Below are 13,633 nucleotides of genomic sequence, written 5' to 3' on the forward strand. Positions count from 1 at the left end.
CGCGTCGGTGCCTCGCGCGCGCTCCCCTCACACGTGGTTGCGCGGTCAACTGGTCTCAGCCCCGCGCGGGATGACGGCTCCGGCGCGGAATGGGCCGCCGGTCTTCGATCCCCGCCCTCGGCCGGCGGCCCAGGCGCAGACCTCGCGAACCTGTTCACGAGAACGCAACACCCGTTCCCACCATGCGGACAAACAGGGGTGTGACCTGGACAGACGCGGATTTCGCTGCCACTCTCCCGCCATGCACCTCGCCCCTCGTGTTCTGCGCCGCGCCGCCGCCGGCGCCACCGTCGCCCTGCTCGCGACCGCGGTCGGCTGCGCCCCGCAGCCCGAGGCCGACGCGTCCGCCCCGTCCTCCGCTTCGGCCGGAAAGAGCTGCGCCAAGGGCGAGTTGGCGACCAAGACCTCCGGAAAGCTGACGATCGCCACCGACGAACCGGCGTACGAGCCCTGGTTCAAGGACGACAAGCCGGCCAACGGCGAGGGCTTCGAGTCGGCGGTGGCGTACGCCGTGGCGAAGCAGCTCGGGTACGACAAGAGCGCCGTCGTCTGGCAGAGCGTGCCCTTCAACAAGGCCTTCGCGCCGGGTGAGAAGACCTTCGACTTCGACATCAACCAGGTGTCCGTCAGCGCCGAGCGCAAGAAGGCCGTGGACTTCTCCTCCGGCTACTACGACGTCCGCCAGGCCGTCATCGCGCTGAAGGGCAGCAAGGCCGCGAAGGCGACGAGCATCGCGGACCTCAAGGGCCTCAAGCTGGGCGCCCAGGTCGGCACGACGAGCCTCGACTACATCGACGACCTGGTGAAGCCGAGTCGGCAGGCCGCCGTCTACGCCAAGAACGACCAGGCCAAGTCCGCCCTGAAGAACGGTCAGGTGGACGCGATCGTGGTCGACCTGCCCACCGCGTTCTACATCACCTCCGCCGAGGTGACGAACGCCGAGATCGTCGGCCAGTTCGAGAACCAGGGCGGTACGCCCGAGCAGTTCGGGCTCGTCCTCGACAAGGGCAGCGCCCTCACCTCGTGCGTGACGGACGCCGTGGACGCGCTCCGCAAGGACGGCACCCTGGCGAAGATCGAGCAGCAGTGGCTCTCCGACGCCGTCGACGCCCCGGTGCTCAAGTGACGGTCACGAAGGAGGAGTCCGGCCAGGAGGGGGCCGACGACAAGGGTGACATGTCCGGGGGCGGCGACGCGTACGTGCCGTCGCAGCGGCGGCTGGAGCGTGAGCGCTACCGGCGCACGCGTGCCCGTCGCGCCACGGCGATCGCCGCGCTGTCGACCCTGGTCACGGGCGTCGTCCTCTATCTGGTCGTCGTCGGCGCGCCCGGCTGGCCGCGCACCAAGGAGACGTTCTTCAGCGGGCAGTACGCGCGCGAGGCGTTCCCCAAGGTCCTGGAGGGGCTCTGGCTGAACGTCCGGCTGCTGTTCGTCTGCGGCGTTGCCGTTCTCGTCCTCGGCATGCTCATCGCCGTGGCCCGCACCCTGCGCGGTCCGGTGTTCTTCCCGCTGCGGGTGCTGGCGGCCGCGTACACGGACTTCTTCCGCGGACTGCCGCTGATCATCAACCTGATGATCGTGGTCCTCGGCGTTCCCGCGCTGCGTCTGCAGGGCGTGACGGTCGACCCGGTGCTGCTCGGCGGTACGGCGCTGACACTGACGTACTCGGCGTACGTCGCCGAGGTGTTCCGCGCCGGCATCGAGTCCGTGCACCCCTCGCAGCGCGCGGCGGCCCGCTCCCTCGGCCTGTCCAACCGTCAGGCGCTGCGGTACGTCGTGCTCCCCCAGGCGGTGCGCCGCCAGGTGCCCCCGTTGCTGAACGACCTGGTGTCCCTGCAGAAGGACACCGGTCTGGTGTCGATCGGCGGCGCCATCGACGCCGTGCGCGCGGCGGACATCATCGTGGGCCGCAGTCTCAACTACACGCCGTACATCGTGGCGGGGCTGGTCTTCGTCGCGCTGACCATCCCGATGACCCGCTTCACGGACTGGGTGACGGCCCGTATGGACGGCCGACGGGCCCAAGGAGGAACGACATGAGCGACGCCCCGGTGCTGCGGATGGAGTCCGTCCGCAAGACCTTCGGCGGCTCGGTCGTCCTGCGGGACGTCGACCTGGAGGTCGCCCCGCACACCGTGACCGCGCTGATCGGCGCCTCCGGATCCGGCAAGTCCACCCTGCTGCGCTGCGCCAACCTCCTGGAGGACATCGACGACGGCGCGATCTGGCTGGACGGCGAGGAGATCACCGACCCGCGCACCGACCAGGACGCGGTACGCCGCCGTATCGGCGTGGTCTTCCAGGCGTACAACCTGTTCCCGCACATGACCGTGCTGGAGAACATCACGCTCGCCCCGCGCCGGGTGCACGGCGTCGCCCGAGCGAAGGCCGAGGAACACGCCAGGGAGCTGCTGGAGCGGCTCGGACTGGGCGGCAGGGCCGGCGAGTACCCCGACCGGCTCAGCGGCGGCCAGCAGCAGCGTGTGGCGATCGCACGCGCCCTCGCCGTACGTCCCCGGCTGCTGCTCCTCGACGAGATCACCGCCGCCCTCGACCCGGAGCTGGTCGGCGAGGTCCTGAACGTCGTCCGCGATCTGAAGGGCGACGGCATGACCATGGTGCTGGCGACGCACGAGATGGGCTTCGCCCGCGAGGTCGCCGACCAGGTCTGTTTTCTGGACGGAGGGGTCGTGCTGGAGCGCGGCACCGCCGAGCAGGTCTTCGGCGACCCGCAGCAGGAGCGCACACGGCGGTTCCTGCGGCGGATCGTGGAGGCCGGCCGGCTGTAGCCAGAGGGGTGTAAGGGGCGTGTTCCCGGAGGTCGGTGCTTACGTGTCGGCCTTCCCCGTCCCCGCCAGCGCGGCGACCCGCTCCACCCCGAACACGTATCCCTGTACCCCGCATCCAGCGATGACCCCGTCGGCGCGCAGGGAGACGTAGGAGTGGTGGCGGAAGGACTCGCGCCGGTGGATGTTGGAGATGTGGACCTCCAGCACCGGCAGGCCGTCGCAGGTGTTGAGCGCGTCCAGGATCGCGACGGACGTGTGCGAGTAGGCGCCCGGGTTGATCACGATGCCGCAGTGGTTCAGGCGCGCCTCATGGATCCAGTCGACCAGTTGCCCCTCGTGGTTGGACTGCCGGAAGTCCACCGTGCCGCCGTGGGCCGCCGCCGCCTTCACACACAGCGCCTCGACGTCGGCGAGTGTGTCGGACCCGTAGATCTCCGGCTGACGCTGACCCAGAAGGTTCAGGTTGGGGCCGTTCAGGATCATGATCGGGGCGGTGGCCAGGGTGTGCGGCACGGTTCCTCCGGTCCGTTCGGGGCGGTCCGTCCGGGACCGCCGCTCGGACCCGGTCTATCACGGTGAAACGGCGCACCGAGAGGCCGCCTCGGTCGCCCGCCGCCCCTCTCGTCACCCCCGTGCGCCCCCGTAACCGGTCGTCACCATGGGTAGTTGACGCGGCATGCACGACGTACGCACCGTAAGGGCGCCCTCCATGCCACGGCTCGCCACCGCCTCGCTCGCGGGGACGGCCATCGAGTTCTACGACTTCTTCGTCTATGGCACCGCGGCCGCGCTGATTCTCGGGCCGCTGTTCTTCCCGACGTTCTCGCCGCTGGCCGGGACGCTGGCCGCGTTCGCGACGTTCGGCGTGGGCTTCGTGGCGAGGCCGCTCGGCTCGGTGCTCTTCGGGCATGTCGGGGACCGGCGCGGCCGGCGCCCGGTCCTCGTCGCCTCCCTGCTGCTGACCGGGGCGTCGACGGTCGCGGTCGGCTGCCTGCCGACGTACGGCAGCATCGGGGTGGCCGCGCCTCTGCTGCTGCTCGTGCTGCGGTTTCTGCAGGGGCTGGGGCTCGGCGGGGAATGGGGCGGCGCGGTGCTGCTCACGGCGGAGCACGCGCCCGCCGAGCGGCGCGGGCTGTGGTCGAGCTTTCCGCAGGTCGGACCGGCGGTCGGGTTCGTGCTGGCCAACGGGGTGGTGCTGGTGCTGTCGGCGACGCTGACGGAGGCGCAGTTCGCCGCGTGGGGGTGGCGGGTGCCGTTCTGGGCGGCCGGGGTGCTGGCCGTGCTCGGCCTGTGGCTGAGGTCGTCGCTCCCGGAGAGCCCCCGGTTCCTGGAGATCGGCGACCACGCGCGTGTGCCGCTCGCGGAGGTCGTGCGCGACCACTGGCGGCTGGTCCTGCTGACCGCCGGCGGGCTGGCCGTCGGCTACGCGATCTTCTACGCCGTGACCACCTGGTCCCTCGCGTACGGCACCGAACGCCTCGGGGTGAGCCGTACCGTCATGCTGTCCTGCATCATGGGCGCGGTGGTGGTGAAGGGCGCGCTGACGCCGGTGACGGCGATGCTGGGAGACCGTTTCGGACGGCGGCCGCTGTGCCTCGCGGGCTGCGCGGCGGCGGCCCTGTGGATGCTGCCGATGGTGGCGCTGCTCTCGACCGGCGCTCCCCTGCCGATGTTCCTCGGGTTCCTGGGGGCGCTCCTCGCGTTCGTCACGATGTTCGGGGTGATCGCGGCCTATCTGCCCGAGTTGTACGAGCCGCGGGTGCGCTGTACGGGCGCGGCGGTCGGCTACAACCTCGGCGGTGTTCTCGGGGGCGCGCTCACGCCGATCGTGGCGACGGCGCTGGCGGAGCACTCGGGGCGGGTCCCGTGGGGCGTGGGCCTGTACCTCACGGGTATCGCGGTGGTCAGCCTCGGTTGTTTCGCGCTGCTGCCGGAGACCCGCCCGGTGCGGCTGACCGCCGTGCGGCCGGTCATGGAGTGACCTGTGTCCCGCGGTCAGGGGTTGATCGCCAGTTCCAGGTAGGCCGTGAACAGGACGAGATGGACACCGCCTTGGAGCGGGGTGGCCCGTCCCGGCACCACGGTCAGCGAGCTGACCACGATGGTCAGCGCGAGCAGCACCATGTCCGTGGCGCCGAGGCCCAGGACGAGCGGGCCGGAGAGCCAGACGGAGGCGAGGGCGACCGCGGGGATCGTCAGGCCGATGCTGGCCATGGCGGATCCGAGCGCGAGGTTGAGGCTTGTCTGGACGCGGTCGCGGCGGGCTGAGCGCAGTGCGGCGATGGTCTCGGGGAGCAGCACCAGCAGCGCGATGACGACCCCGACGACGGCGTGGTGCAGGCCGGCCGCCTCCACCCCGGACTCGATCGTGGGCGAGACGCCCTTCGCCAGGCCCACCACCCCGATCAGGGCCAGGCCGAGGAGGCCGAGGCTGATCAGCGCGGCCCGTGAGGACGGTACTCCCGCGTGGTCGTCGGCGGTGATCACTTGTCCCTGCCGGGTGACCGGCAGGAAGTAGTCGCGGTGCCGGACGGTCTGGGTCGCCACGAACAGGCCGTAGAGGATCAGGGAGGAGAGCGCGGCGAAGGTCAGCTGGACGGCGGAGAACTCCGGGCCCGGTTTGCTGGTCGTGAACGTCGGCAGGACCAGGCTGAGCGTGGCCAGGGTGGCCACGGTGGCCAGGGCGGCGCCCGTGCCCTCGGGGTTGAACACGGCGGTGCCGTGCCGCAGCGAGGCGACGAGGAGACAGATGCCGACCACGCCGTTGCAGGTGATCATCACGGCTGCGAAGACCGTGTCCCGTGCCAGGGTCGAGGACTTGGCGCCGCCGTCCGCCATCAGGGTCACGATCAGGGCGACCTCGATGACCGTCACGGCGATCGCGAGGACCAGGGAGCCGAAGGGTTCGCCGACCCGGTGGGCGACGACCTCGGCGTGGTGCACGGCGGCCAGGACGGATCCGGCGAGGACCACGGTGACCAGCACGACGACCGCCACAGGCAGGTCACGGCCCCAGGTCAGAACCAGGAGCACGACTGCCAGCACCGGCACGAGGCTCGTCCACCGTGTGGTGAGCGTCCCGAGCCGAGCGATCATGCAGCGATCGTCGCAGAGCTGTCAGGGCTTCGCATTCCGGCCCCTACGGCCGGTGCGGCCCTCGTCTCACGCGAACGTGGTGGCGTCCTCGACGTCGCAGTCGGTGAAGGACGGCGGCTTGGTGCAGAGTGCTGCCATCCCCTCGGCGAACTTGCTCGTCTCGGGGGATTCGCTGTTGCGCATGGCCTCCTCGTAGGAGTCGAACTCGACCACGACCAGGTAGCGGTTCGGCCGGTTCCTGTCCTTGAGGACGAGGCGCCGCACGGGGCCGTCGGCGCTGTCCCTGATTCCCTGTTCCCCCTCTTCGGCGAGTGCCCGCATCTCGTCGATACGGTCGGTCTCGAAGTCGATGATCTGGACGAACTTCTGTGAACTGCTGCCCATGGTGCCTCCGCCCGTAGCGGGCGCCTCCTGGTGGAGACGCCCGTGTCCCAAGGAAGCACCGGCAGCGGCGGTGGGCAATTCACCACGCACCGCTGACCGGGCTGGTTGTTCCTACGTCGTGCGTGGTCAGGCCTGGATGCTGTCCTTCGGAGCGCCTTCGCTCTCCGTCTGCGCCGCCTCGGCCGCCGCCTGCTTCTTCGAGGCGCGCAGGCTGGTGATCGTGGTGACGATCAGGACGGCGCAGATGACGCCGAGCGAGACCGGGATGCTGATCTCGGGGACGTGGACGCCGGACTCGTGCAGGGCGTGCAGCACCAGCTTGACGCCGATGAAGCCCAGGATGATCGACAGGCCGTAGCTGAGGTGGACCAGCTTCCTCAGCAGGCCGCCGATGAGGAAGTACAGCTGCCTGAGGCCCATCAGCGCGAAGGCGTTGGCCGTGAAGACGATGTACGGGTCCTGCGTGAGGCCGAAGATCGCGGGGATGGAGTCGAGCGCGAACAGGACGTCGGTGGTGCCGATCGCGAGCATCACGACGAGCATCGGGGTCATGACCCGCTTGCCGTTCTGCTCGATCCACAGCTTGGTGCCGTGGTAGCGGTCGGCGACGCCGAACCTGCGCTCGGCCGCCTTGAGCAGCTTGTTCTCCTCGAACTCCTCGTCCTCCTCGTCGGCCCGGGCCTCCTGGATGAGCTTCCAGGCGGTCCAGATGAGGAAGGCGCCGAAGAGGTAGAACACCCAGGCGAAGCTGGCGAGGATCGCGGCGCCCGCGGCGATGAAGGCGGCCCGCAGGACCAGGGCTATGAGGACGCCCACCAGCAGGACCCGCTGCTGGTACTGCGACGGGACGGCGAACTTCGCCATGATCAGGACGAAGACGAAGAGGTTGTCGACGCTGAGGGACTTCTCGGTGATGAAGCCGGCGAAGAACTCTCCGGCGGGCTGGCCGCCGCCGAAGACGAGCAGGCCGAGGCCGAAGAGTCCGGCCAGGGCGATCCAGACGACGGTCCAGATGCCGGCTTCCTTGATGGACACGTCATGCGGCTTGCGGCCGATGAAGAAGTCGACCGCGATCAGGGCGGCCAGACCCACGATGGTCAGAACCCATAGGTTCAGGGAAACATCCACTGCGCCTCCGGCAGTACGTAACGGCAGGTAATCAGCGTCGTCGCGCTGCCGGAGGTCTCCTCCACCCGGTCCGTACGGGACGGGCCGGCGTCCCGGGATCACCTTCGATCCGTATTGACGGGTGCGCCGCAGTAGGGAGTACTCCCCTCCGTACGGAAAACAGTACCCCAATCACCAAGGAAAGGTAAAGCGATTGGCAAAAGAAAGACCAAGTTAGCTGGTCAGAGAGCCTTTACGCGTCCTTGGTGCGGGCGGTCGCCACCTGGTTCAACACCTGCTGGAGCACCTGGCTGCCGGGCGGCACGAGCGCCGGTTCATACGTCCAGGCGTGCCCGACCCAGGGGTCCGCGAGGTGGTCGTCGGGGACCGGGGTCAGCCGGAGCAGCCCCCGCCACAGCGGATCCAGCAACGGACCGTAACCGGCGGCGTCCTCCCGGTCGGCGACCAGCATCAGATGGACGCCGACGGAGGGACCCTCGTCCGCGAGGTACCGGAGCTGGTTCACGGCGCGGTCGTCGAAGCCGTGCGGGAAGTCGTTGACGACGAGGAGCTGCTGGGAGGTGTCGAAGCCGGGCGGGAGGGAGTCGGCGGCACCGCCGCGGACCGCCATCTGCACCAGGTCGACGCGCTGGGTCAGCCGGCCGAGGACGTCCGCCACGCCCGCCGCGCCGCCGGCCGGCGGGGTCGCGAGCACCCCGGCCCGGACGAGCGGTGCGAGTGCCTGCGCCCCGGAGCCGGCCGGGTCGACGACGTGCACGGTGAACTCGCCCGCCGGATACACCGCCAGCAGCCGGGCGGTGTGCGCCACGGCCGACACCAGGGCGAGGTGCCGCAGTTCGTGGGAGTCGACGAAGGGTTCCTCGGCCGATCCCGTGCTGCCGCTGTCGATCCACAGCCCGCGTTCCAGCGGGAGACGGACCAGCATCGGGATGCGCAGCGGGTCGCTCTCGGGCAGGTGGAGGTCGCCGAGGCGCAGCGCCATGGGCATCTCCATCGGGACGCGGTAGGCGTGCCAGACGGGGTTGTCCCAGCGGGCGTAGGCCGGGGGCAGCGCAGGCTCGACGACGTCGGACTCGGCGCCGAGCTGGGCGAGGTCCCGCTCCAGGGCCTCCCGCGCCTGGTCGACGAGCTGGATGTGCCGGGCCTGGGCCGCCTCGCGGGCCGCGTCCCCCTGGCCGCCGATCCTGCTGCGCGGATCGGACAGGACCTGGTCCAGCTCCTTCTCCATCCGCGTGTCCGCGAAGTCGACCGCGCTGCGGTAGGCGGCCGTGGTGCGGGCCAGGTCCTCGAACATGCCCCAGACCTGGTTGTAGAGCCGCTCCTCCATCGACCAGCCGGTCGCGTCGCCCGCGACGGGCGGGGCGGGCTGCCCCGGCCGGGCCGGCGGCGCGGTGGGCGGGGGTGGGGGCGGAGCGGCGTTCCGCCGACCGGGGTGGACGTAGTCGACGGGGCCGCCGGTGGTCGGCGGGGGCGGCTGGGTGGCGGCGGGGTCCGTAGGCACCGGGCCCGTCGGAACGGCACCTGTCGGGCCGGGCGGCGGTACGGAGTTCGGTGTCGCGCCGGTCGGGTAACCGCTCCCTGTGCCGGGCTGGGCGCTCTGGCCCGCCCCGTAGGGACCGGTGGCGCCCTGGGCGCCCTGCGCGCCGTACACGGAGCCACTCTGGTCCGGGCCTAGCGCGGACGCGGCCGCCTGCCGGGAGCGGTCGCCGTCGGCCGTACGCGGTGGCGGGGCCGGGACCGAGCGGGCCAGGCCCTGGGCCACCGCCTCGTTGATACCGGCCGCGAGCTGCTGCGCCTGTGGCAGGCCCTGGTCGGTGAGGAGTTCGGCGAGGCCGCCCGCGTACCCCTGGCCGACCGCCCGCACCTTCCAGGCGCCCTGGCGCCGGTAGAGCTCCAGGGCGACCACCGCCGACTCGGCGCTCAGACCGGTGACGGTGTACCCGGCGACCTCGGTGCCGTCGAGGCCGGTCACCTTGACGGCGGGGGGCGGCACGGCGCCGAAGCTGGCCGGGCCTCCCCCGTCGCCCGTGGGCAGGGAGAGCAGGACGTTGACCCGGTGCACGCTCGCCGGCATGGCGCCCAGGTCCACGGCGAGCCGGTGATCGGCGGCCGCCTGCCGGGAGACCTCCAGACCGGGCAGGGTCGGGGAGCCCGGGTGGGCCACCCATTCGACGCCCTGCGCCCTGCCGTTCTCGTCGCTGAGCGTGGCCGCGGCCACGACCGGCGTGCCGGCCGAGATCCTGATCTCGAGGCGAACCGTGGAGAGCGGGTGGTTCTGCCCCCGCACCAGCTCGGCCGTCATCGCCTGTCCCCCTGTGTCGCGTGTGGTGTTGTGGTGTCGGTCGGCCGGGGCCTGTTACAGGAGCGGCACGAGGGCCGGCATCAGGTCCTGGAAGGTACGGCCGTTGGCCGGGGCGCCGAGGGCCGTCATCGTCCAGCCCGCGCCCGAGCGGTGCACCTTGGCCATGATCTGGGCCGTGTAGGCGCCGCCGCCGGCGAGCGTGTAGCGCGCCAGCTCCTGGCCGTTGGTCTCGTCGACCAGGCGGCAGAAGGCGTTCTGCACCTCCTGGAAGGTCTGGCCCGTGAAGGAGTTGACGGTGAAGACGATCTGGTCGATGTGGACCGGGATGCGCGCGAGGTCGACGAGGATCGCCTCGTCGTCGCCGCCCTGACCGACGCCGCCGACGAGGTTGTCACCGGTGTGCCGGACGGAGCCGTCGTCGCTCACCAGGTGACGGAAGAACACGACGTCGACGGGCTGCTTGTCCGCGAACAGGACGGCGGAGGCGTCGAGGTCGATCTCCCGGGTGCGGGAGCCGAACAGGCCACGCCGCGGGGCCGCCTGCCAACCGAGACCCATACGGACCGCGGTCAGGCTGCCCCCGTCGTTCTTCTGCAGACTGATGGCCTGGCCCTTGGTCATGTTGACGGTCACGGGCTGATTCCCCTCTCGAACTGTCCCCTGTTGCCGCGGACTCCGCGGTTGCCGAAAACCCTACGCACAGGCACTGACAGTGCCGTACCCGGGCACGCACTTTGTGTCGGTCTTGCAACACTGCGCGTCGCGGCCCGGGTCCGGCCACCGCCCGGGTCCGTCAGGCCAGACCCGCCTCCCTCATCTGACGCAGCTCCTTCTTCATCTCGGACACCTCGTCGCGGATCCGGGCGGCGACCTCGAACTGCAGGTCCGCGGCGGCGGCCCGCATGCGCTCCGTCATCTCCTCGATCTGCTCGGCGAGTTGGGCGGCCGGACGGTCGGTGGGGACCGTCTCCTTGGCCTTGCCCTTCGCGGCCTTGGACGCGGCGCCCTTGGCCGCCTTGTCGCCGAGGGAGGGCACGGGGGCCTTGGTGCCGCGCCCGTCCTTCTTCGCCCGGTAGCCCGTACCGAGCAGCTGCTCGGTGTCGACCTCCTCGCGAGCGATCTGCGCGACGATGTCGTTGATCTTCTTGCGGAGGGGCTGCGGGTCGATGCCGTTCGCCTTGTTGTAGGCGACCTGCTTCTCGCGGCGACGGTTGGTCTCGTCGATGGCCCGCTCCATGCCCGGGGTGATCTTGTCGGCGTACATGTGCACCTGGCCGGAGACATTGCGCGCCGCGCGGCCGATGGTCTGGATCAGCGAGGTGCCGGAGCGCAGGAAGCCCTCCTTGTCGGCGTCGAGGATCGCCACCAGAGACACCTCGGGCAGGTCGAGGCCCTCCCGCAGGAGGTTGATGCCGACGAGGACGTCGAACTCCCCGGCGCGCAGCTCGCGCAGCAGTTCGATGCGGCGCAGGGTGTCGACGTCGCTGTGCAGATAGCGCACCTGGATGCCGAGTTCCAGGAAGTAGTCCGTGAGGTCCTCGGCCATCTTCTTGGTGAGCGTGGTGACGAGGACGCGCTCGTCCTTCTCCACGCGTGTGCGGATCTCGTGCACCAGGTCGTCGATCTGGCCCTCGGTGGGCTTGACGACCACCTCGGGGTCGACGAGGCCGGTGGGGCGGATGATCTGCTCGACGACACCGTCCCCGCGGGAAAGCTCGTACTTGCCGGGCGTCGCGGACAGATACACGGTCTGCCCGATGCGCTCCTGGAACTCCTCCCACTTCAGAGGACGGTTGTCGAGGGCGGAGGGCAGCCGGAAGCCGTGGTCGACGAGGGTGCGCTTGCGGGAGGCGTCGCCCTCGTACATCGCGCCGATCTGCGGCACCGTGACATGCGACTCGTCGATGACGAGCAGGAAGTCGTCCGGGAAGTAGTCGAGGAGGGTGTTCGGCGGGGAACCGGGCTCACGGCCGTCGAAGTGCATCGAGTAGTTCTCCACGCCGGAGCACGAGCCGATCTGGCGGAGCATCTCGATGTCGTACGTGGTGCGCATGCGCAGCCGCTGGGCCTCCAGGAGCTTGCCCTGCTTCTCCAGTTCGGCCAGGCGCTCCCCCAGCTCCTTCTCGATGTCGTTGACGGCCCGCTCCATGCGCTCCGGGCCGGCGACGTAGTGGGAGGCCGGGAAGACGTACAGCTGATCGTCGTCGCTGATGATCTCGCCGGTGAGGGGGTGCAGCGTGGACAGGGCCTCGATCTCGTCGCCGAACATCTCGATGCGGACGGCGAGCTCCTCGTAGACCGGGAAGATCTCGATGGTGTCGCCGCGGACCCGGAAGGTGCCGCGGGTGAACGCCAGGTCGTTGCGCGTGTACTGGATGTCCACGAAGCGGCGCAGCAGCTCGTCGCGGTCGATCTCCTCGCCGACCTTCAGCGGGACCATCCGGTCCACGTACTCCTGCGGTGTTCCGAGGCCGTAGATGCAGGACACCGACGCGACCACCACGACGTCACGCCGGGTGAGCAGCGAGTTGGTCGCGGAGTGACGCAGCCGCTCGACCTCCTCGTTGATCGAGGAGTCCTTCTCGATGTAGGTGTCCGACTGCGGTACGTACGCCTCGGGCTGGTAGTAGTCGTAGTACGAGACGAAGTATTCGACCGCGTTGTTCGGGAGCAGTTCGCGGAATTCGTTCGCCAGCTGGGCGGCCAGGGTCTTGTTCGGCGCCATCACCAGGGTGGGCCGCTGGAGCTTCTCGATCATCCACGCGGTGGTGGCGGACTTGCCGGTGCCGGTCGCGCCGAGGAGGACGACGTCCTTCTCGCCGCCTTCGACGCGCCGCGCGAGCTCGGCGATGGCCGTCGGCTGGTCGCCGTTGGGCTGGTAGGGGCTGACGACCTCGAAAGGCGCCACCGTGCGTTCGATGTGAGAGACGGGCCGCATGCCATCCACCGTACGACCCCCCACTGACAACGGGGCCGGATCAGCGGTTTCGTGCAGGCGGGGCCCCGGTCCGGGGGCGGAATCAGCGGTTCTGCGGGGTGCGGGACTCGCGGTGGGAGACCTTCCGGCGGGGGCGCAGCGCCGGGCGGCGGGCGGAGTGCTGCACGCTCGGGTGCGCCGGGACACCGGGTTTGTGTTCGACGGGGGTCCAGCGGGGCTTCCCCACCATCAGCGGGTCGAACATCACGACGACACCGGCCAGCAGCAGGAAGGCGAGGGGGCCGATCAGCATGGGCGCGAGGAGGGCGGCGGGTGAGTCGCCCTCGGTCGGGCTGCCGGTCGCGTGCAGGTGGACGCTCAGCGCGGCCATGCCCGTGTAGTGCATGCCGGTGACGGCGAGCCCCATGACGAGGCTGGCCCCCACGCTCCACAGGAAGCCTCTGACCTGCCCGGCGGACCACAGGGCCGCGGTGGCGGCGGCCATGGCTATCGCGACGGAGACGCCGACGGTGAACGTGTTGTACTCCAGTTTGCCGTTGAACCGCATCCCGGCCATGCCGAGGTAGTGCATCGAGGCGATGCCCAGGCCGGTGATGGTTCCGCCGGTGAACAGGGCGGTTCCGGTCGCGCCCCGGTAGCCGACGATGAAGATCCCCACACCCACCATGAGGATGGCGACGCCGAGGCTGGCGTAGGTCGTCGGCTTGTCGTAGTGGATCGGGGCACCCGTGACCGTGAAGCCCATCATCGCGATGAAGTGCATGGTCCAGATGCCGGAGCCGATCGCCGCCGAGCCGAGGGCCAGCCATCCGGGGCGCCAGGAATGGGCGACGAGCAGGGCTCTCGTGGTGCAGCGCAGGCCGAGCGCACCGCCGAGGCAGGCCATGAGGTAGGCCACCAGCGGTGTGACGATTCCGTAGCTGAATCCGTCGACCGTGCCTTGCATGCGCGGTTGCCCTTCCGCCCTGTTGCTTGCTTTTTTCCTTTACGCGCCCC

General features: G+C 70.3%; 12 protein-coding genes. 4 read left to right on the forward strand and 8 right to left on the reverse strand.

The genetic code is table 11. The annotated features are described in order from the left end of the window. Positions 1-241: 241 nt before the first annotated feature. The 3 genes from ABZ464_RS00090 to ABZ464_RS00100 are packed head-to-tail and all read left to right on the forward strand — an operon-like array spanning position 242 to position 2,789. The gene (locus tag ABZ464_RS00090; protein WP_359268563.1) at positions 242-1,126 is read left to right on the forward strand and encodes an ABC transporter substrate-binding protein; all 885 of its coding nucleotides are present in this window, start codon (positions 242-244) and stop codon (positions 1,124-1,126) included. Further along, positions 1,123-2,040: an amino acid ABC transporter permease gene (locus ABZ464_RS00095; RefSeq protein ID WP_359268566.1), complete on the forward strand. Its 918-nt coding sequence runs from the start codon at positions 1,123-1,125 to the stop codon at positions 2,038-2,040. Before ABZ464_RS00090 ends, ABZ464_RS00095 begins: the two co-directional genes overlap by 4 nt. Further along, positions 2,037-2,789: an amino acid ABC transporter ATP-binding protein gene (locus ABZ464_RS00100; RefSeq protein WP_359268569.1), complete on the forward strand. Its 753-nt coding sequence runs from the start codon at positions 2,037-2,039 to the stop codon at positions 2,787-2,789. Before ABZ464_RS00095 ends, ABZ464_RS00100 begins: the two co-directional genes overlap by 4 nt. Positions 2,790-2,828: 39 nt before the next feature. Here the strand turns inward: ABZ464_RS00100 and aroQ are convergent, their stop codons facing one another. Then, positions 2,829-3,302, reverse strand: coding sequence for a type II 3-dehydroquinate dehydratase (gene aroQ / locus ABZ464_RS00105; protein WP_359268571.1), 474 nt, complete (start codon positions 3,300-3,302; stop codon positions 2,829-2,831). Between the two features lie 196 nt (positions 3,303-3,498). Here aroQ and ABZ464_RS00110 point away from each other — a divergent pair, with 196 nt between their 5' ends. Then, positions 3,499-4,770 carry an MFS transporter gene (locus ABZ464_RS00110; protein ID WP_359268574.1) on the forward strand — a complete coding sequence of 424 codons (1,272 nt, stop codon included), beginning with the start codon at positions 3,499-3,501 and terminating at the stop codon, positions 4,768-4,770. A gap of 14 nt (positions 4,771-4,784) precedes the next feature. Here ABZ464_RS00110 and ABZ464_RS00115 read toward each other — a convergent pair whose 3' ends face one another. The 7 genes from ABZ464_RS00115 to ABZ464_RS00145 all read right to left on the reverse strand — a co-directional run bounded on the left by ABZ464_RS00115 (position 4,785) and on the right by ABZ464_RS00145 (position 13,583). Next, on the reverse strand, positions 4,785-5,885 hold the full coding sequence (locus tag ABZ464_RS00115) for an ionic transporter y4hA (RefSeq protein ID WP_359268576.1): 1,101 nt from the start codon (positions 5,883-5,885) through the stop codon (positions 4,785-4,787). Between the two features lie 66 nt (positions 5,886-5,951). Continuing rightward, the gene (locus tag ABZ464_RS00120) at positions 5,952-6,269 is read right to left on the reverse strand and encodes a hypothetical protein (protein WP_359268579.1); all 318 of its coding nucleotides are present in this window, start codon (positions 6,267-6,269) and stop codon (positions 5,952-5,954) included. 126 nt (positions 6,270-6,395) lie between these two features. Next, positions 6,396-7,397, reverse strand: a complete 1,002-nt coding sequence (locus ABZ464_RS00125) for a TerC/Alx family metal homeostasis membrane protein (protein ID WP_359268582.1) — start codon at positions 7,395-7,397, stop codon at positions 6,396-6,398. Positions 7,398-7,629: 232 nt separating this feature from the next. Further along, the gene (locus tag ABZ464_RS00130; protein WP_359268585.1) at positions 7,630-9,699 is read right to left on the reverse strand and encodes a TerD family protein; all 2,070 of its coding nucleotides are present in this window, start codon (positions 9,697-9,699) and stop codon (positions 7,630-7,632) included. A 54-nt stretch (positions 9,700-9,753) separates the two neighbouring features. Beyond that, positions 9,754-10,332 (reverse strand): TerD family protein, encoded by a 579-nt coding sequence (locus ABZ464_RS00135; RefSeq protein WP_358987516.1) that lies wholly within the window; start codon positions 10,330-10,332, stop codon positions 9,754-9,756. Between the two features lie 160 nt (positions 10,333-10,492). After that, complete coding sequence (uvrB, locus tag ABZ464_RS00140) at positions 10,493-12,637, reverse strand: excinuclease ABC subunit UvrB (RefSeq protein ID WP_359268588.1); 2,145 nt, start codon at positions 12,635-12,637, stop codon at positions 10,493-10,495. An 82-nt stretch (positions 12,638-12,719) separates the two neighbouring features. Continuing rightward, positions 12,720-13,583: an MHYT domain-containing protein gene (locus tag ABZ464_RS00145; RefSeq protein WP_359268591.1), complete on the reverse strand. Its 864-nt coding sequence runs from the start codon at positions 13,581-13,583 to the stop codon at positions 12,720-12,722. Positions 13,584-13,633: the final 50 nt, after the last annotated feature.

The sequence above is a fragment of the Streptomyces sp. NPDC005820 genome (genome assembly GCF_040630255.1).
Taxonomy (GTDB): Bacteria; Actinomycetota; Actinomycetes; order Streptomycetales; family Streptomycetaceae; genus Streptomyces.